The sequence below is a fragment of the Endozoicomonas sp. SESOKO1 genome (assembly GCF_024606265.1).
In the GTDB taxonomy this organism is placed as follows: domain Bacteria; phylum Pseudomonadota; class Gammaproteobacteria; order Pseudomonadales; family Endozoicomonadaceae; genus Endozoicomonas.
In genome coordinates this window covers 1-18,137 of sequence record NZ_JAHHPP010000280.1, presented here as the reverse complement: position 1 = coordinate 18,137, position 18,137 = coordinate 1, and the positions used below count along the sequence as shown (strand labels likewise).

The following is an 18,137-nucleotide window of genomic DNA, read 5'->3' as shown; positions in this document are numbered from 1 at the left end:
GTTTCGCCTGGCGACCATAGAAGGTTAGCACCACCTGATCCCATCCCGAACTCAGCAGTGAAATGACCGATCGCCGATGGTAGTGTGGGGTTTCCCCATGTGAGAGTAGGTCATCGCCAGGCACCAAACAGAAAATCCCGGTTGAGTAATCAACTGGGATTTTTTTTGTGCAGTCTTACATGAAAGCTTATTCGACAAACTTTGTAGGGTTAGCTGTCCCACTCATCAGGCTCAATATCCTCTCTTCTTTTCTTTAAGGCTTTTGTCAAGAAGCCTTTATCTATGAAGGCTTTTTCCAAGGCACCAGCAATGTCAACTCCCATACTCTCTTGACCAGGTTGTTTAGAGTTTGCAGCGGAATTATCGCGCTTTTCAACTTCTGGTGCTTTATCTTGATTTCGATTTTTACCTTCATTGAATTTCACAGCGGATCTATCTTTTTTGAGACCCTCAGGTAATTTATTTAATTTTTTTCCATTGCGAATATCACTTAAAAGTGCACTTCTTTGCTCTTGAGCTTTAATGTTACTACTGCCTTTCGTGGTTTGGCCTCTTGCTGATGGTGCTGGTGCTGGTGGTCGCGGTGGTGCTGGCGGTACACGTTTGCTACCACCGGTTTGGTCTTTACCGTCACCGCTTTTTGTAGTGTTGCCAGAAGGCAGTGGCGGCGGTGGTGGCGGTGCCGGTATATGTTTGTTACCACTGGTTTGGTCTTTATCGCCAACGCTTTTTGCGGTGTTGCGAGAAGGTAGTGGCGGCGGTGGTGGCGGTGCCGGTATATGTTTGTTACCTCCGGTTTGGTCTTTAGCGCCACCGCTTTTTGCGGTGTTGCCAGAAGGTAATGGTGGTGGCGGTGCTGGTCGCGTTGGTGGTAATGGTGCTAGTTGTCCTCTGCGTGGTGGTTGTGGTTTACGTCTACTATCGGATTGGTTTTCAACACCACGGATCTGCGTAGTATTGCTATCGCGAGGTATTGGTGGCAGTGGCCTACCTTTGACCCCAAAGGTTTGTTGTTTTTCATCAGCTGATTCTTGATGTATGCCTGAGGCAGTGTTTGCGTCAACATCGTTTTGAGGTGCTTTAGCGTCATTTGCAGTAGAAGCTTTGTCCCTTGGGTCACCAAAACTGCTACTTAACGAGTGATTATTGTTTTTATCCACTTCATTGTCGGGCCTGGCATCCACATCCATGCGGCCAGTTCTATTGGTTGCTACTGACTGTGCATGTAACATTCTCAGCTGTTTTGCCTTGTCCAGCTGTTCCGGGGTGATACTGCCTGGTAGCCTTGTGGCGTGTTGATGATTTTTCCTGGCTTTTTTCGTCTCATTGTCAGTTGCTTTTTTATGTGCCTGCCTGGCCAGTAGACAGGCTGTCTCGGCAACAACCAATTGATCATAGGTTTCTTTTTGAACAGAACTGGCTGTTACTGATTCTTGAACACTGTTTTTGAGTTTTTCTATTTCACCCTCAGGTAACCAGTCCTGTTTATTTGCCACAATTTTTTGAAAGTGACTGGCGAAGCAAGCATGATTGAAGGATTTTAAAGCCAGGTTTGAATTCGTATCCATTGGATCCAGATTTTGGAGGTTTTTCCACGACTCAGTTAACTCTGATTTTCTATAGGCAGTCAGGAATACTTCCGGGTGTGCGGGGGAAGCTGATTCAGGCGTCGGTTCATCTTCAAAATATATTCCGGTACTTGAATTAAATTGTTCCAGTCTGGAAATTAAATCACCGTAAAGTTTTATATAAGCTTCTTGTTGTTTTTTGAATTCTGAAAATTTTCTTGCTTCTCTATCATGAAGTTTTTTGTTTTCACTCTCTGTATTTTGTGTTTTCCTCTTCTTGTTTAGTATATTTTGTTTGGCTTTCATTGCCTTTGCCTCATTTTCTACAGTTTTAGAGGCATTTATTAGTGTTTTGTTAAGTTTTTTGATTATGTTTGGGATTATTTCACATTCTGATTCTAATTCCTTTATTTGTTTGTCTGTGTTGATTTTGACTTTCTTGAAATGTTCTCCAGGTGTTGAAGAAACTTCTTGAAAGAATGGATAGACTATTGAATCTCTTACAGTCTTGATTTCATCCGATAATTCTTTATTCTCTTTCAGATTATTTCGTGTCTTGCATGCAGTTGTCACTTTTTCTACATCCTCGGAAAACATGACAATCATCATATTTCTTAATGCTTTTCTATGCTTTTGATACAAGTTGTCATTAATTTTTTTGGCAGTATCGAGCAGGCCTTTGACAGCATTACATTTGTATTTAGTCAATTCAAGAGTCTGAGGTTGTTCTTTATCATGGCTAATGCTTCTGAGGTGGTTAGGCATTTTATCAACAAGTACAGCCATTTGATTATTAATTTTCTCAAGCAGGGGATCAATTATTTTGGGTGGTACGAATTTCTTATCTCTCAGCCTGATCACTTCCTCATATAATTTAATGAGTTTTTCTCCCGAGTTACAGGATCTGATTTCGTAAGATAGAAATTCCTTAACATCTGACTGGACAAGTTTCTGGAATTCATTTCGGTTAATATAATTGCAATTTTCTGGGATTGAGTCAGGAAGGTTCAATATGCTGTCAATATGATCGGATCTTTCTTTAACTTCTTGTGTTAAAAGTTCAACACGCCTATTGGTCATGAGCTTTTGGAATTCATGCCTTTTTTGGTTTATGGTGGATTTTTTCGGGTTGATGCGCTCTATATCCAAAAAATTTTCTATCTTTCGTCCCCAGTGGGCAGCCAGTTTTCCATGGCTATTTAAAATTTTGGTTTCCTTGCCTGATTCAATTCCTGCATACTTTGCTGGTTTTTGGTCAGGTATTTTTATTTGATCGATGGGTTGGGGTGATATGCGTTGGCTATCCATGTCTGCATCCAAAATTATAATGTCATGAGTAAATGATAGTGTACATTAATCGGATAAATATAAGGGTGAATTTTAACAGAATTGATTTTGTATCTCGAGGGTAAGAGTCATATTTTTGGCAGGCCTGTTTTGATCAATAACTAATTAAAACAGCAGGTATTCCGAATTGAATAAACAAATGTGAGCTAACGTTCAATATATACTCCAGGAGTTTACCCATTATGGAAAACCAAATACAAATAACAATAACCTTCCTGATCTATTTTGTTGCCATGTTGGGGGTTGGTTATATTGCGTGGCAGAGAACCCAAAACTCTTCTGACTATTTTCTCGGCGGGCGTTCACTGGGGCCATGGTCGGCGGCTTTGAGCGCCGGTGCTTCTGATATGAGTGGATGGTTGTTATTGGGCCTGCCGGGGTATGCGTTTGCTGCCGGTTTTGAAGCGATCTGGCTGGGGCTGGGGTTACTGGGAGGAGCCTGGTTGAACTGGCTTCTGGTGGCCCGGCGTTTAAGAGTATACAGTGCACTCGCGAATGACTCTTTGACGCTTCCTGAGTTTTTTTCCAACCGCTTCTCCGATCTGAAGTATATCCTGCAGCCGGTCAGTGCTGGTTTTATCCTGATTTTCTTTCTTTTTTACACCAGTTCAGGATTGGTAGCCGGTGGCAAACTCTTTGAGTCTGTTTTTGGCTTTGACTATGAGCTGGCTGTTATTCTTGGCATGCTGAGTGTGGTCTCCTATACCCTGTTTGGTGGTTTCCTGGCGGTATGCTGGACCGATCTGGTGCAAGGTCTGCTGATGTCGGCAGCGCTGCTGATTGTGCCGGTGACCGTGCTGGAAGTCACCGGAGGTGCCGGCCAGGTGCTTACCGAAATTGCCGAACTGAATCCCCATCTGACCAACATGTTCACTGATGTTCGGGGGGAAACCCTTTCTGTGATTACGGTTTTGTCATTACTGGGCTGGGGGCTGGGATATTTTGGTCAGCCACACATCATGGCGCGTTTTAAAGCAATCCAGTCCAGTCATCAACTCACTCTGGCACGGCGTATTGCGGTTTCATGGACTGGAATCTGTATGCTGGGTGCCTTGCTGGTAGGTTTGACCGGAATCATTTATACCCAGCGGCAGGGGCTGGTTCTGGATGACCCCGAAGCTATTTTTATTTTGATGGTTAATACACTCTTTCACCCGGTCATAGCTGGTATTCTACTGGCCGCTATTCTGGCCGCCATTATGAGTACAGCTGATTCTCAATTACTGGTTTGTTCTACGGCAGTAGCAGAAGATTTTTATCGCAATATGCTGCGTCCCAATGCCACTCAGGGTGAGATGTTGATGGTTGGCCGTATTGCTGTTGTCGGTATTGCGGTACTGGCCACGGTGCTGGCATTAAACCCGGACAGTTCTGTGCTTGAGATGGTGTCTTATGCCTGGGCAGGGTTTGGTGCCGCCTTTGGACCTGCACTGCTGTTTTCACTGTACTGGAAGAGAATGAATGGGTTGGGAGCCCTGGCCGGTATTGTAGTGGGTGGTATTACTGTGGTGGTATGGCGCTCGATCAGTGGGGGTATTTTTGAAGTTTACGAGATTATTCCCGGCTTTATCGCAGCTTCAATGGCAATCGTAGTGTTTAGCCTGATGGGTAAAGCACCTGCCAAGGTGGAGTCAGAAACCTTTCAGAAGGTGCAGGCGCTATTGAAATCCCCATCGTCGGATAATCAAGATGAGCCGGTTATTGACTAGTTATGGCGTGGGTAGCGCCAGAAGTTTGGGCTGAAAGGGAGTGTCAAGGTGGTATCCTCACCGGCAAGACAGGCTTCAGGATGATACCTGCTCAGGTGATAGCGCACCCGTTGCTCTTGTTGTTTGGATACATCCACCATAATCAGGTGTTTGCCTTTAACCAGATCGTCGTGGAATCGAGCCGTTTTGTAATTCTCGCGGGTGATGCCTGCCAACCCACCGCTCCATGCACCAAACATGGTGAACACGCCAGCGACCAACAGGAGGGCGGGAAGCGGGATATCGACCCCAATCGGGTTCCACCATTCAATCACAGTGGCCGCCAGCAGACCAGCAACTCCACCAATGAGGGCGCCTAACTCTCCTGAGTGGAGCACATCGTTTTCCTGGAGCATGTTGGCACTGTGAACTTGCTTGTGATATAGGCCTGCTTCATTTCGGCTTAAAACATGCAGATGCCAGTCGGTGATACCGTCCTGGTGCAGATCTTCAGTAATGTTGGTTACACTGTCGAGTGAGCCGGTCAGGTAGTAGAGACGTTTCATGGTAATCTCCTGCTTTACTGCGCGCAGAATTGATGAATAGAGTATAGATTATCCGGGAGGTTGCCTGAGAATAGATCAGCCCATTGCTACTCCTCGCCAGGGCTCTATTTTGAGGTAGTCTCCCAGGTTCCCACATGGTTTTAGGTGAGTTGACGATGAAGCAAATAAAAGTTGCAGTCAGAAAGAAAGGATCCAGAAGCGCCCAGGAATTCAGTGAAGCAGACAATGAGCTGAAGCAGACACTGGAGCGACTGGCAAAAAAGGGACTGAATCCTATGCAGATGTGTCAGAAGCTGATTGAACATGAGGTTAAGCATCCCGGAAACGGTGACTGGACCTATGATCGGGTCGTTGAGGAATGTGAGCGGTTGAAAGTGTGATACCCCGGCATCCGGTCGGTGAGGTTGTCTCCTCCTGAGCGCAACCTTACCAGCACGGTTATTTTTGCGTGTCTTTCAGGAGGTTCTGGAAGCGTCGCAGCTTCTCTTCCCGGGTCAGCTGAGGGGCTGGTTCCGATGGCTCCTGAATGAGTGGGCTGTAATCCAGCGCTGACGCTTCTGCCAAGGTTTCCTCTGGTTTTGCGCGTTCCTGAAGCCAGGCATCCATTACATCAAGGGCCTCTAATAGCCCTTGATGTTCATCCGATTCATTCAGGTTATCAGCATCCGATATCTGGTTTATTTTTTTGACCAGATTACTGCGTATTTGGAGAATTCGCTCTTCCGAGATCTGTTCCCTGTTCTGTTCCAACCATTTTCTGGCTGACTCTCCATTGGTGGCCATGGTGAATAGTTACCCGTACTGATGAACAAGACTACCTGATGACACACATCGAGGGTTCAGTTCTGTTTGAAAGGCATGAATTTCAATGTTGAAAGACAGGCAATGATAAGAAGATACGTTGAAAAATTCATCTACTATTACATTTTGTTGGCCATACCCCTAGCGATAGCCTGTCTTTTCTCGGTAAATACGATCCAGATACCGGTGGCCAATCTACGTACAATTCCGTTATCTTACGATGCTTTATTTTTTTACTCATTGATTGGCAGAATGTCTTGACCAGTGAAACTCAGGCTCAGTTTGCATTGATGGTGGAACAGCTGAAAAAGCTGTTGTCTCAACCTGTGCCTGACAAGCGGCTTGTCAGAATTGAACTCCCGTTGCCGGTTATTCACCTGCATGGTTTTCTGGCGGCACAGGACGGTGCTGAAAAAGCGTTCTGGGCTGACAGGGAAGGCGATCATGCTATAGCGGCGATTGGTTATAGCTGGTCAGAAAAATTATCCTGTCGCCGGGACCTGGCTTCTGCATTTACCACTGTCCGAAAACTCTTGGGTCATTTGCCGGAGCATGAGAGCTGTCACTGCCTCTGTTATCTCTCTTTTGCGGATGATGAATATTCAATATGGCCTGCTTTCGGTTATGGGATGGTCATCCTGCCACTGCTGGAGTTGGTTCAGACTCGCAAGGGCATGGTTCTGGGTGTGAACCTCAGGTCTGACAGTGTTTCGCAATACCACAGCAGTATTCGTAAGGCTCTTGGGATTATCGCAGCACTCAACTACCGTCAGCAGTTGCCCGAGGCTGACTTTACTTTTCAGCTTGAAGGGTACCAGCCGGACTCCAAGGTCTGGGATCAACTGGTTGGCAAGGCCAGACAGGACTTCGGTTCAGGCCTGCTGGATAAGGTGGTGTTGTCCCGGGAAACGTGTCTGAAACTGAAGGGGCACCTTTCTCCATTCTCATTGCTGTACACCTGGCAGCAGGCGAACCCGCACTCCTATCAGTTCTTATTTCAGGGGGAGGGACAAACGTTTTTTGGCTGCTCTCCTGAGCGACTGGTCAAGCGATTGGAAAATATTATTTCTACCGAGGCCCTGGCAGGCACAATTTTACGTGGTCAGAACCTGCATGATGATGCTCAGCTTGAAACCCAGCTGATGAACGATCGTAAAAATATCCATGAAAACCGTCTGGTTCTGGATGATATCTGCCGTAAGCTGCAACCGCTCTGTCAGTCCCTGGAAGCGGATCGCAGCCACTCTATTGTTAAACTTCGCCATATTCAGCATTTGCGTTACCAGATTCGTGGAATACTGAACCGTGATGTGTTTGATGAACAGTTACTGGATGTCCTTCATCCGACCCCTGCCGTGGGAGGAACTCCAAGGGAGGCAGCATTTTCGTTTATTGAAGCAAATGAACCCTATGCCCGTGGATTGTATGCGGGTGTGTGTGGGGTTGTTGGTGTTCAAAAAAGCGATTTCAGTGTGGCGATTCGCAGTGCCCGACTGGCTGATAACACCCTGATGCTTTACTCCGGTGCAGGTATTGTCAAAGACTCGGTGGCTGCCGAGGAGTGGTCCGAGTTGGATAATAAAATTGCTACGGTACTGGATATTCTTGATCGTACAAGCACAAGCGGTTCTGCCTTTTCGGGTAGCGGGAGGCGGGCAGCAGGAAGCGTCTGTTAACATGTGGAAGTTATTTCAGGACCGTTCCTTAACGTACCTGCTGAAAACCCTGAAAAAGTGCAGTAGCAATAAATACTGTAATACTTCATCTATGGCTGGCTGCCTGGGCCAGTGAGTTTGTTCATGACAGTTAAAACCGACTACGCAAATATCAACGGCATCTGGTCTGCGGTGCTGATTGAAGAGCTGTGGCGACTGGGCGTCCGGCATTGCTGTATTGCCCCGGGGTCTCGCTCAGCGCCATTGACATTTGCCGTGGCAGATCATAAAGGTATGACCCGCCATGTTCATTTTGATGAGCGGGGGCTTGGCTTCTTTGCCCTGGGGCTGGCCAAAGCCACCGGAGAACCAGTGGCTTTGATTACCACTTCAGGCACTGCGGTTGCCAATCTCTACCCAGCCATTATCGAAGCGCACCAGTCGGGTATACCGCTGGTGGTTTTGACCGCTGATCGACCTCCCGAGTTGATTGACTGCGGCGCCAATCAGGCCATTGAACAGCTGAATATCTTTGGTAACTACACCGGAGCGACGCTGGATTTGCCAACGCCGGACAGGTCTATCTCCCTGCGTTGGCTGCTGGGCAGTATTGACCAGACGTTTGCCCGGTCATCAGCGCTGGGGCTGCCTCTGCATATTAACTGCATGTTTCGGGAACCGCTGTACCCCCACCAGGCGGAAGAACCGGCGAAAGAAACAGCCCATATTGAAAATGACGCTTATCTTGCCAGTATCCAACCATGGATTACCTCGTCAACGCCTTATACAGAGTACTTTGTACCAGAGTTAACCCGGCTGCCTGATATCGGTCGTTGGCTGCATTTTGCTGATGGTGAAGGTTTGATTGTTGCGGGGCGGGTGATGCCTGAGACTGATGTTAATGTCATTGTGCAGTTATCAGAACGCCTGGGCTGGCCGTTAATAGCCGATGTTCAATCACAGCTGCACGGTCACCCGAAAGCCATCAGGCATGCTGACCTGTTACTGGCCAGTTCTGCCAGCGAAAACCTGTTTAATAAGGTCAACCGTGTGCTACAGATTGGCGGTTACCTGACGTCCAAACGGTTGGATCAGTTTATTGGCCGGCACCATTGGCAGGAATATTGGATGCTTGATCCTGCTCCGAGACGAGTCGATACAGGACAGCGACAGAGTGTGCGGCTGGTGGGTGATATTGAGTCGATGTGCCATCAACTGTTGCTCAGCAGTGAAGCGATACAGGCTAACATGGATTGGAGCATGCCATTTCTGGCACAGGCAGAGAAGCTTGGTGAATTGCTGAAAAGTCAACGGCCAGGCCAGCTTAATGAGCAATGGCTCGGTGCTTCCCTGGGGGAACTGCTACCACCGGGCAGCAGCTTATTCCTGGGTAACAGTCTGCCCATTCGCATGGTGGATATATTCTCAACACACCATTTACCACGGGTATATGCAAGCCGTGGCGTCAGTGGCATCGATGGGCTTATTGCCACTGCAACAGGGTGCGCTGCAGGAAACCAGGGGCCAATGGTTTTACTGATCGGGGACATCTCTTTCCTCCATGACCTTAACTCCCTGCAATTGGCCGCTCAGTGTAAAACGCCGCTGGTTATTGTGCTGGTTAATAACGACGGTGGTGGTATTTTCTATGTGACTACCAGAGGGGTGGACAGTGCTGCTGCCCGTGTCACTAATGATTATTTTGTCACACCCCATGGCCTTTCAGCACAGCATGCTGCTGAGCTGTTCAGAATTGATTACTCGGCACCACAATCCATTGATGACTTTACCCGGCAGTTTAATCAAGCCTGCAATAAGGCTGGTTGCACCATTATTGAAGTCGTTACGGAGTCTGGCCTGGGGGCAAAAAGTATTGAACAGGCCGTCGCTATGGCGAAAACACTGTGAGCCTGTCCTACTACTGCTCTGGTGATATCAACGCACCAGCAGTGGTGTTACTGCATGGGTTTCTGGGCAGTGCAAGTGACTGGCGGTCGCTGCTGGCATTGCTGAAAGACGACTATCATCTGATTACGGTTGACCTGCCGGGGCATGGTTCAAGTCAGTGGCTAGAGGAAGACTCGCAGGGCGCTGACTATTTCTGTCATCGTCTGGAACAGACGATTCAGGCCATTGAACAGGCAGAAGGCATCAGCCTGAAACGGCTTAATCTGCTGGGCTATTCACTGGGTGGCCGCCTGTCCATGGCCTATACCATTGCTTTCCCTGAGCGAGTCGGGAAGCTTATTCTGGAAGGAGCACATCCGGGGCTGGTCAGTGAACAGGAAAGAAGCGAACGATACCAGTCAGATCTTCAGTGGGCCAGGCGTTTTCGCCAGGAGCCAGTGGCTGATGTTCTTTGGGACTGGTATAAACAGCCGGTTTTTTCCGACCTGGAGGATAGTCAGGTTCTGTCTTTAATTGATGAGCGCTCACAAGGCAGTGGTCTACTATTAGCCGATGCCTTGATGGCATTCAGTCTATCGAAGCAGCCAGACTATCGCCGGGCACTTACCCGGATAAAGGCTGATTCACCACTTTCCCCTCGTGTTCATTATTTTCATGGTGAAAATGATCACAAGTTTGCGCAGCTTGGACAGTATTTACTGGTAGAGCATGTGGTATACCGTGTCCACCCTGTGACCGGGTGTGGGCACAATGTTCATCGGGAGCAACCCGAGGCCATGGCCCGGTTGCTCAGAGCGCTTTTCTAAAGGGCTATATAGAGCTATCAGGAGTTGGATATGAGCAAGCAGCTGGATTCAGGTGTGATCTGGGAAAACCTCAGTGGTGATTACCAGGACATTTTGTACCACCGGGCAGAAGGTATGGCCAAAATTACCATTAACCGCCCGGAAAAACGCAACGCTTTTCGACCGCAGACTATTGTAGAAATCCAGAAAGCTCTGGAGTTGGCACGTTTTGATGAGTCGGTGGGGGTGGTGATTCTGACCGGCGCTGGCGATCTGGCTTTCTGTTCCGGTGGAGACCAGAGCGTTCGCGGCGATTCTGGCTACAAGGATGATAAAGGGGCTCATCATCTGAATGTTCTCGATCTGCAACGTCAGATCAGAACCTGTCCAAAGCCGGTTATTGCCATGGTAGCCGGTTATGCCATCGGTGGTGGTCATGTCCTGCACCTGGTCTGTGATCTGACGATTGCGGCGGATAATGCCCGTTTTGGTCAGACAGGCCCTAAGGTGGGCTCATTCGATGGTGGTTTTGGTGCCAGCTATCTGGCCCGTATCGTTGGTCAGAAAAAAGCCCGGGAAATCTGGTTTCTCTGTCGTCAGTACGATGCGAAACAGGCTGAAGATATGGGACTGGTCAATACCGTTGTGCCTCTGGCAGAGCTGGAGCGGACAACCGTAGAATGGTGTCGTGAGATTTTACAACATTCCCCTCTGGCGATTCGCTGTCTGAAATCAGCCATGAATGCCGACTGCGACGGTCAAACTGGTCTTCAGGAACTGGCGGGTAACGCGACCCTGCTGTTCTATATGAGTGCAGAGGCACAGGAGGGACGTGATGCTTTCCTGGAAAAACGTCAGCCGGATTTCAGCCGCTTCGGTCGTAATTCCTGAACCCCCTTTTTTACCAATCGATGAAAGACTGTAAGGCCGATATCCTGAGGTATCGGCTGCCTTTAAAACAGCCGTTATTGCTGAAGCATGCCTGCCTGAAGAAGCGGGAAGGGCTGATTTTGCGTTTGCGTATCGGCAACCGGTGTGGTTATGGCGACATAGCGCCACTGCCGGGGTTTAGCCGTGAGAGTCTCTCAGAGGCCGAAAAGCAACTTCAGGCTTTCTGTCGGGCAGTTGATGATGGCCAGACTTTATCTCTCAGAGATGTTGAGAACAGTGCTTTTCTTACCGATGTTCTGCGGTTACAGCCAATACCGTCAGTGCTATTTGGCATTGAATCCGCGCTGTGGTGGTGGCAACAGAAACATTGGTTTGACCCGCCAGAAACCGGACCACTTTTGCAGGGCAGCACCGAGCATATTATCCACCGGCTGGCACAGTGGCAGGGAAACTGGCCGACAGAGTTCAAGTTAAAGATAGGACGGGACTCCATTGAAGAAGACTGTGTTAGAATTAACACCGTTCTGCAGGCTTTGCCGAAGTCCGTCAATATCAAGTTGGATGCCAATCAGCAATGGACATTGGATCAAGCCATCAGGGTTGCTGCCTCTATTGATGTTGAGCGAATTACTTTTGTTGAAGAGCCGACCGCTAATGTGGACGAATTTTCACAACTCTACGAGAAGACCGGGCTTCGTTTTGCCCTGGATGAAACTGTCCAGAACCCGGAATACCTTCTACAACCCATGCCGGGCCTGGCTGCCGTTGTTATAAAGCCGACACTGGTGGGGGGGCTGGCGCGTTGTCGGCATCTGGTGACAACGGGCAGAAACCTCGGTATCCGGACTGTTTTCAGTTCCTCGTATGAGTCATCCATTGGTTTGCACATTCTGGCTCAGCTCAGTGCTCAGTGGACACCGGGGGAGCGACCAGGCCTGGACACTTCATCCGCTTTTATCGACAGCCTGACCTCTGAAATGATTATTGCCGGTCAGCCGGTTTCCATTAACCCTGCTTTTGTCAGCCCGGCAGATACAAAGTTGAACAGCAGCATAGAAGAAAGCAGTTGATGAAAACGATCTTTCCTGAATTACAACATTGTCCATTACGTCATCGAGCCATTCATCAGTCCACCTGTACAGCGATTCAACTGGAGGAGAGCACTGTCACTTTCCGGTTGCTTGATGAATGGGTGGATGAGTGTTGCCGTGTATACCGCGATAAGGGGATGAAAGCCGGAAATCGACTTCTGTTTGTCACCCGTAAGCCGCTGGATACGGTGGTGGTTGCATTGGCCTGCCTTCGTGCCGAATGGGTTTTCTGCCCGGTAAATCCAGCCTTTCCGGAAGAGCAAATGTCAGGATATCGTCATCGGACTGGTGCTACGCTGGTGGCAGACAGTGCGGGTGTTCGCTTCCATCGTCGTATGTCAGAAATGTGTCCACGATCAGAGGGTGGTCTTAAGCCCATTAAAATCAATGCGGAAGCCGTTTACGACCTGATCGCAACCTCTGGAACGACGGGCATCCCAAAGGCGGTGGCGCACAGTTATAAAAATCATTATTTCAGTGCGTTAGGCTCGATGCATACATTGCCATTAAGCTATGGTGATACCTGGCTTTTATCCTTGCCGCTGTTTCATGTAGGTGGGCTGGCTATTGTTATGCGTTGCCTGCTGGCTGGTGCCACAATGGTGCTGTTTGAACGGGTGCTGTTTGAACGACGTTTGCCGCTGGATGAGATGTTGACCAGACAGCGATTGACTCATCTTTCCCTGGTGAATACCCAGTTGTTCAGGCTGATTCAGTCCGGGTTATCACTCTACGATACAGGAGTACGTTATATTCTGCTGGGTGGAGGTGTCGCCTCCCCCAGGCTGGTGCATGAGGTAAAAGAGCAGGGGGTCACTGTTCTGACGACCTATGGCATGACCGAGATGACTTCCCAGGTTTGTACAGGAGAACCACTGTTTACCGGTAGTGGTGTTACTTCCGGAACTGTATTGCCATGGCGTGAGGTTCGGCTGACAGAGGAAGGTGAGATTCAAGTGCGTGGAGAAACACTGGCAAAGGGGTATTTTCAAAATGGTGAGGTTACTCCGTTGTCGGGTCCTCGTGGATGGTTTTGTACGGGTGATAAAGGGCGTTGGTACGGTGAACAGTTACAGGTAGATGGTCGCATGGATAACATGCTGATCTCAGGGGGGGAGAATATTCATCCCGAAGAGATTGAACAGGCTTTGCTGGGATTCCCGGAAATTATCCAGGCGGTGGTTGTTTCAATGACGGATCCTGAGTATGGTCACCGCCCTGTTGCTTATGTCCAGACCGTGGACGGTACTCTGAATGAGCCATTTACAAAAGAAAGACTGGCAGGCAAGATAGCTAAATTCAAAATACCTGTACATATCCGTTTATTTCCTGAGCAGATAGCAGAGTCAGGGATCAAGATTAATCGCCGCTTTTTTCAGGCACTTTTAGAATAACATTACGACACAGGCAGACTTCTGCCGACAATGTACTAGACTGGATTCAATAGTCTTAGCCAAACTGAGTTGCAGGGTGCAGTTGGTTTGAATTTAACCGTCAGACGTTGAAGTTAGAATAATATGAAAAATAATCACATTAGCTACAACGCTCCCAGTGATCTGGCCACCTTTGATGAGGCCCAGCCCCATAATTCTCCGGTAAGGGCTTTTCTTGCAGTAAAACTTCCCCTTGAGCTTGCTGCAACACTTCATAAGAAGGCCATTCATCGAGCTGGTGAAGGGCATGTCCATGACTTGCGCTGGGTAGCTCCACAGCAGCAGCATATTACCCTGAAATTTCTTGGAAACAGCTACCCTCATCAACTACAGCAGCTAATTGGCAACCTTGAAAATGATTTGGCCGATTACCATACCTTTGACAGTATGACCGGCTGTTTTCGTTTCTTTCCAAATGGGCGAATCCCCCGGGTGCTTGCCCTGGAGATGCATTCTGGGCAGGAATTAAAACGGCTTGCCGATATTTGTGAGCGGGCAGCTGTGCAGTCGGGCTTCAGTGCTGAAACCCGGAGCTTTCGGCCCCATGTGACACTGGGGCGGTTTAAACACCCGCAACATGCCACTCACAGTCAGTATTTTAACCTTCCCAGCTACCGGATGACTGTTGGTGAGGTGGTATTACTGGAAAGTGAGAGTACATCGATAGGCACGCGATATAAATCCCTCCAGGCTTTCCCGTTGTTGCCGCTGGCGATCAGTGCATAATGAGTTGTCGTTTAATAACCGGGATGGTTTAGTGAGCGTTGCCCGTTTCCCGTTGCCCGAAAAAGACAGGGCGCTTGTGCTTTTTCTTTTTCGGGAACGGGAAACGGGCAACGGGAAACGGCTTTTTCGGGCAACGGAAAACCCACAATCCTAAATCAAACGCAAAACACACTCCGCAACCATGCCTGAATAAACACTTGCCTAAGTGTTGATACTTATTTCTTGATAAGTATCAAGTCGTTTTTTTCTGCAGCGTGATATGCTGCAGAAAAACTACTGGATAATTCTATATGGAATTGGTGTGTCCTGCCGGTAACCTTCCTTCCCTGAAAGCCGCTGTCGATAATGGTGCTGATGCCGTATATATTGGCTTTCGGGATGAAACCAATGCCCGGCATTTTGCAGGTCTGAATTTTTCCGATCAGCGGGCAATGAAGGCGCTGGATTACGTTAATAAAAATCCCCGTGGAAAAAAGGTTCGGCTATTCGTTGCGGTAAACACGTATGCCCAGGCGAGCAATTGGAACCGCTGGAAAAAAGCAGTGGATATGTGCGCCGACTTCGGTGTCGATGCGCTGATTGCTGCAGATATCAGCGTGCTGGACTATGCCAGCAAGCGATACCCTGACCTTAATCTTCACCTTTCCGTTCAGGCTTCTGCCACCAATCAGGCCAGCCTGTCTTTTTATCATGATCATTTCGGTATTAAACGCGCCGTACTGCCCAGGGTGCTGTCGTTAAAGCAGGTTGAGCGACTGGCTCAGAAAAGCCCGGTAGAACTGGAGGTATTTGCCTTTGGCAGTCTTTGCATTATGGCTGAAGGGCGCTGCATTCTCTCATCCTATGTCACGGGAGAGTCACCCAATACCGTGGGTGCCTGTTCTCCTGCATCGGCTGTACGCTGGCAGACAACAGCCAATGGTATGGATACCCGGTTGGGGGGGCTGTTGATCGACCGTTTTGATCATCATGAGCAGGCAGGGTATCCGACCCTGTGCAAGGGACGCTTTACCGTGAATGACAAGGTCAGCCATGCCATCGAAGAACCAACCAGTCTCAATACACTGAACCTGATTCCGCAGCTGCATCAGGCTGGCATAAGTGCGGTCAAAATTGAGGGCCGGCAGCGAAGCCCGGCCTATGTGGCCGAAGTGGTGCGCATCTGGCGGGAAGCACTGGATCATTACCGGGCAAATCCCGATGGTTTTACCACCAATGATCGCTGGATGGCTGGCCTGTCCCGATTGTCTGAAGGTAGCCAAACGACATTGGGTGCATATAATCGCCCCTGGCAGTGATCGTCATGCTATCGCTACCTGGTACATTCCGGGTCATGCCCAAAAATGCCCATGGCGCGTGGAAATATTTTGCGCCACCCTCAGGAATGAAAAATGGTTAAGCAAAATATTTTTCACGGCAAAAGATATGGAATAAACGATGCAAATTACCCTTGGCCCATTACTGTTCTTCTGGCCTAAACAAGAAGTGACTGCCTTTTACGAGAAAGTGGCTGAATCCGGCTTTGATCGAATCTACCTGGGGGAAGTCGTCTGCTCCAAAAGGCGAGAACTGAAGCTGGATGACTGGTTAGCCATAGCGAAGTTATTGCAGGCAAAAGGGAAAGAGGTGGTTCTGTCCACACTGACCCTGATTGAGGCAGAATCCGAACTGGCGCAGGTGAGTAAGATCTGTGAAAACGGGACGTTTGTCGTAGAGGCCAATGATATGGCGGCTGTCCACTATCTTGCAAAAGCGGGCGTTCCTTTCAGTACCGGTCCCTCAGTGAACCTCTATAGTGCTGAAGCGTTACAGGTCCTGCATCGTACGGGGTTAAAACGCTGGGTTCTGCCGGTGGAACTCTCTTTCGAACATCTCAAATTGATCATGGCCCGATTACAAGAGCTGGGCATTACTGATCTGGAAACCGAGGTATTCAGCTATGGCTATCTACCACTGGCTTACTCTGCCCGCTGTTTTACCGCCCGTACCCATGAGCTGAACAAAGACAGCTGCGAGTTCAGCTGCATCAAGTCATCGGCAGGCATTCCCCTGGCGACCCAGGAAGGCGATGCGCTGTTCACCATCAATGGTATCCAGACACTGTCTGGCAGCTGTCATAATATTCTGGATCAGTGGCAGGCAATGGAAAGTGCTGGGGTAAAGGCGATGCGTCTTTCCGGTCATTCGCAGGATATTCTGAAAGTGGCAGATGAACTGGTGCGGGCAATGGGGCATGGTATTACGGCTATTACTTCTGAGAATCAACAGTGTAATGGCTACTGGTCAGGTAGGCCCGGCATAAGCCATTGAGCAACTGGGAGCAATCACCGTGAGGGTGTTGCGAAAGCCCCTGAAAAGAAGTGAACCACAAAGGCACGAAGACACAAAAGTTTTTTGGACTTGCCTGAGCTATGCTTGGCAATCAAAAAAGGCTTCCTTTGTGCCTTGGTGTCTTTAAAGCTTTTCCAAAATGTGTAGCTTAACCACATAACAGCCCAACTCCAGAAGGTATGAGGGCTTAACTTCAACGATTGCTTTAGCGCACCCGGGAAAGATGCCCAATCCGCTCCCTTTATATTCAATCCGCAACGGCCTGTCCAAGTTTCAAGCCCTGACTACGGTTTCTGCTCAACAGCGGGCACTGAACGCCTGCGGCAAATGCTCAATGATACGCTGGTCACGGGTAATCAACGGGCAATCACAAAACATGGCATCAGCGGCAATCAGCCGGTCAAAAACGTCCCGCGTCCAGTGAATACCCATGGCCGATTGAACCAGTCCTGCGGTAGGTGTTTTCGAACAAACCATGCCCACATCACCATACAAGTCAGCCACTATCTCGGCAGGGGTATAGGCAATCCGGCCAATCTCATGCAAATACTGAAGCTCCAGCCTGGCCAGTTCTGGCAAAACAATATCATGATATTCAAGTTGCTCCCGGGCCTGTGGGGAAACCTTGCTCAAATCACCACTGTGCAGAAAGACCACAATATGGGTATCAATCAAAACCATTATCTGGCTCCCATTGGTGGGTGATCGCTTCCTCAAGACCATCTGCCTTATCCGGTGGTAGCAACGTATCGCGGACCTTGAGATTGCCAAGCTTTGATGAAGCTCTGGTGACAACATCCAGTTTTAAAATAGTTCCCCCCCGTTCAATGGTTAATGGCTTACCACTGGCGATCACTTGATCCACAAGTTGATAGATATTCTTGCGAAGCTGAGTCAGGGTTACCCCTTGGATACTCAGCTCTGGTTTCTGCTGCGTAGGCATAAAGCAAAATCCCATAAGTGTGTACGCTCGTAAATATAGAGCGTACATTTTATTATCGAAACATTAAAGTTTTTTGTGGAAACTGTAGGAAGGTGTATCTTAATAACGAGATAATACACGCCGATAAAGCTCCGCATAACGCCTCACCATTTTATCAACGGTAAAAAGCTGTTCATAACGGGCTCTGGCATTGATGCCGAGGCGGGAAGCTAATTGAGGATTATTCCAGAGGGTAAGCATCGCCTCTCTTAAAGCGATGGGATTTGAGGGAGGAACTACCAGGCCTGTCTCATTTTCAATATTGATATAAGTAGTGCTTGTCCGAAAACCCATCAGCCATTGAAAACACCAGTCTGTGGCCTTACTTAATCATTGAAGATTTCCACTGACAGGCTGTTTTCTCA

Annotated in this window: 18 protein-coding genes and 1 rRNA gene; 13 read left to right on the top strand and 6 right to left on the bottom strand. The window is 48.6% G+C overall.

The annotated features are described in order from the left end of the window. Positions 1-6: 6 nt before the first annotated feature. Positions 7-122 (top strand): 5S ribosomal RNA (rrf, locus tag KDK13_RS12525). 87 nt (positions 123-209) lie between these two features. On the opposite strand, the gene KDK13_RS12520 is transcribed toward rrf, so the two are convergent. Then, entirely contained in the window at positions 210-2,876 is a 2,667-nt protein-coding gene (locus tag KDK13_RS12520; RefSeq protein ID WP_257285307.1) for a WH2 domain-containing protein, read from the bottom strand. Between the two features lie 221 nt (positions 2,877-3,097). On the opposite strand from KDK13_RS12520, the gene putP reads away from it, so the two are divergent. Next, a complete protein-coding gene (gene putP, locus KDK13_RS12515) occupies positions 3,098-4,624 on the top strand; it encodes a sodium/proline symporter PutP (protein WP_257285306.1) in 1,527 nt (508 codons plus the stop codon). Here putP and KDK13_RS12510 read toward each other — a convergent pair. Continuing rightward, positions 4,621-5,169, bottom strand: coding sequence for a hypothetical protein (locus KDK13_RS12510; RefSeq protein WP_257285305.1), 549 nt, complete (start codon positions 5,167-5,169; stop codon positions 4,621-4,623). The genes putP and KDK13_RS12510 overlap by 4 nt on opposite strands. Before the next feature lie 155 nt (positions 5,170-5,324). Here KDK13_RS12510 and KDK13_RS12505 point away from each other — a divergent pair, with 155 nt between their 5' ends. Beyond that, positions 5,325-5,549, top strand: a complete 225-nt coding sequence (locus tag KDK13_RS12505; protein WP_257285304.1) for a hypothetical protein — start codon at positions 5,325-5,327, stop codon at positions 5,547-5,549. 58 nt (positions 5,550-5,607) lie between these two features. Here KDK13_RS12505 and KDK13_RS12500 read toward each other — a convergent pair whose 3' ends face one another. Next, on the bottom strand, positions 5,608-5,952 hold the full coding sequence (locus KDK13_RS12500) for a hypothetical protein (protein WP_257285303.1): 345 nt from the start codon (positions 5,950-5,952) through the stop codon (positions 5,608-5,610). A 275-nt stretch (positions 5,953-6,227) separates the two neighbouring features. Here KDK13_RS12500 and KDK13_RS12495 point away from each other — a divergent pair, with 275 nt between their 5' ends. The 10 genes from KDK13_RS12495 (at position 6,228) to KDK13_RS12450 (ending at position 16,769) form a co-directional block, all read left to right on the top strand. After that, positions 6,228-7,646 carry an isochorismate synthase MenF gene (locus tag KDK13_RS12495; RefSeq protein ID WP_257285302.1) on the top strand — a complete coding sequence of 473 codons (1,419 nt, stop codon included), beginning with the start codon at positions 6,228-6,230 and terminating at the stop codon, positions 7,644-7,646. Between the two features lie 123 nt (positions 7,647-7,769). After that, on the top strand, positions 7,770-9,533 hold the full coding sequence (gene menD, locus KDK13_RS12490; RefSeq protein WP_257285301.1) for a 2-succinyl-5-enolpyruvyl-6-hydroxy-3-cyclohexene-1-carboxylic-acid synthase: 1,764 nt from the start codon (positions 7,770-7,772) through the stop codon (positions 9,531-9,533). Further along, the gene (gene menH / locus KDK13_RS12485; protein ID WP_257285300.1) at positions 9,530-10,339 is read left to right on the top strand and encodes a 2-succinyl-6-hydroxy-2,4-cyclohexadiene-1-carboxylate synthase; all 810 of its coding nucleotides are present in this window, start codon (positions 9,530-9,532) and stop codon (positions 10,337-10,339) included. Before menD ends, menH begins: the two co-directional genes overlap by 4 nt. 30 nt (positions 10,340-10,369) lie before the next feature. Next, positions 10,370-11,209 (top strand): 1,4-dihydroxy-2-naphthoyl-CoA synthase, encoded by an 840-nt coding sequence (gene menB / locus KDK13_RS12480; protein WP_257285299.1) that lies wholly within the window; start codon positions 10,370-10,372, stop codon positions 11,207-11,209. Between the two features lie 20 nt (positions 11,210-11,229). Beyond that, positions 11,230-12,279 carry an o-succinylbenzoate synthase gene (menC, locus tag KDK13_RS12475; protein ID WP_257285298.1) on the top strand — a complete coding sequence of 350 codons (1,050 nt, stop codon included), beginning with the start codon at positions 11,230-11,232 and terminating at the stop codon, positions 12,277-12,279. Continuing rightward, positions 12,279-13,694, top strand: coding sequence for an o-succinylbenzoate--CoA ligase (gene menE, locus KDK13_RS12470; RefSeq protein WP_257285297.1), 1,416 nt, complete (start codon positions 12,279-12,281; stop codon positions 13,692-13,694). Before menC ends, menE begins: the two co-directional genes overlap by 1 nt. Positions 13,695-13,817: 123 nt before the next feature. Next, positions 13,818-14,459, top strand: coding sequence for an RNA 2',3'-cyclic phosphodiesterase (thpR, locus tag KDK13_RS12465; protein WP_257285296.1), 642 nt, complete (start codon positions 13,818-13,820; stop codon positions 14,457-14,459). Between the two features lie 31 nt (positions 14,460-14,490). Beyond that, entirely contained in the window at positions 14,491-14,613 is a 123-nt protein-coding gene (locus tag KDK13_RS12460) for a hypothetical protein (protein ID WP_257285295.1), read from the top strand. A gap of 136 nt (positions 14,614-14,749) precedes the next feature. Continuing rightward, entirely contained in the window at positions 14,750-15,757 is a 1,008-nt protein-coding gene (locus KDK13_RS12455) for a peptidase U32 family protein (protein ID WP_257285294.1), read from the top strand. Between the two features lie 139 nt (positions 15,758-15,896). After that, a complete protein-coding gene (locus tag KDK13_RS12450; RefSeq protein ID WP_257285293.1) occupies positions 15,897-16,769 on the top strand; it encodes a U32 family peptidase in 873 nt (290 codons plus the stop codon). 318 nt (positions 16,770-17,087) lie between these two features. On the opposite strand, the gene KDK13_RS12445 is transcribed toward KDK13_RS12450, so the two are convergent. From KDK13_RS12445 to KDK13_RS12435, 3 genes are all read right to left on the bottom strand, one after another. Further along, positions 17,088-17,471, bottom strand: a complete 384-nt coding sequence (locus KDK13_RS12445) for a type II toxin-antitoxin system VapC family toxin (protein ID WP_257285292.1) — start codon at positions 17,469-17,471, stop codon at positions 17,088-17,090. Further along, positions 17,458-17,733 carry a type II toxin-antitoxin system Phd/YefM family antitoxin gene (locus KDK13_RS12440; protein ID WP_257285291.1) on the bottom strand — a complete coding sequence of 92 codons (276 nt, stop codon included), beginning with the start codon at positions 17,731-17,733 and terminating at the stop codon, positions 17,458-17,460. Before KDK13_RS12440 ends, KDK13_RS12445 begins: the two co-directional genes overlap by 14 nt. Positions 17,734-17,832: 99 nt before the next feature. Then, a complete protein-coding gene (locus KDK13_RS12435) occupies positions 17,833-18,066 on the bottom strand; it encodes a hypothetical protein (RefSeq protein WP_306671105.1) in 234 nt (77 codons plus the stop codon). Positions 18,067-18,137: the final 71 nt, after the last annotated feature.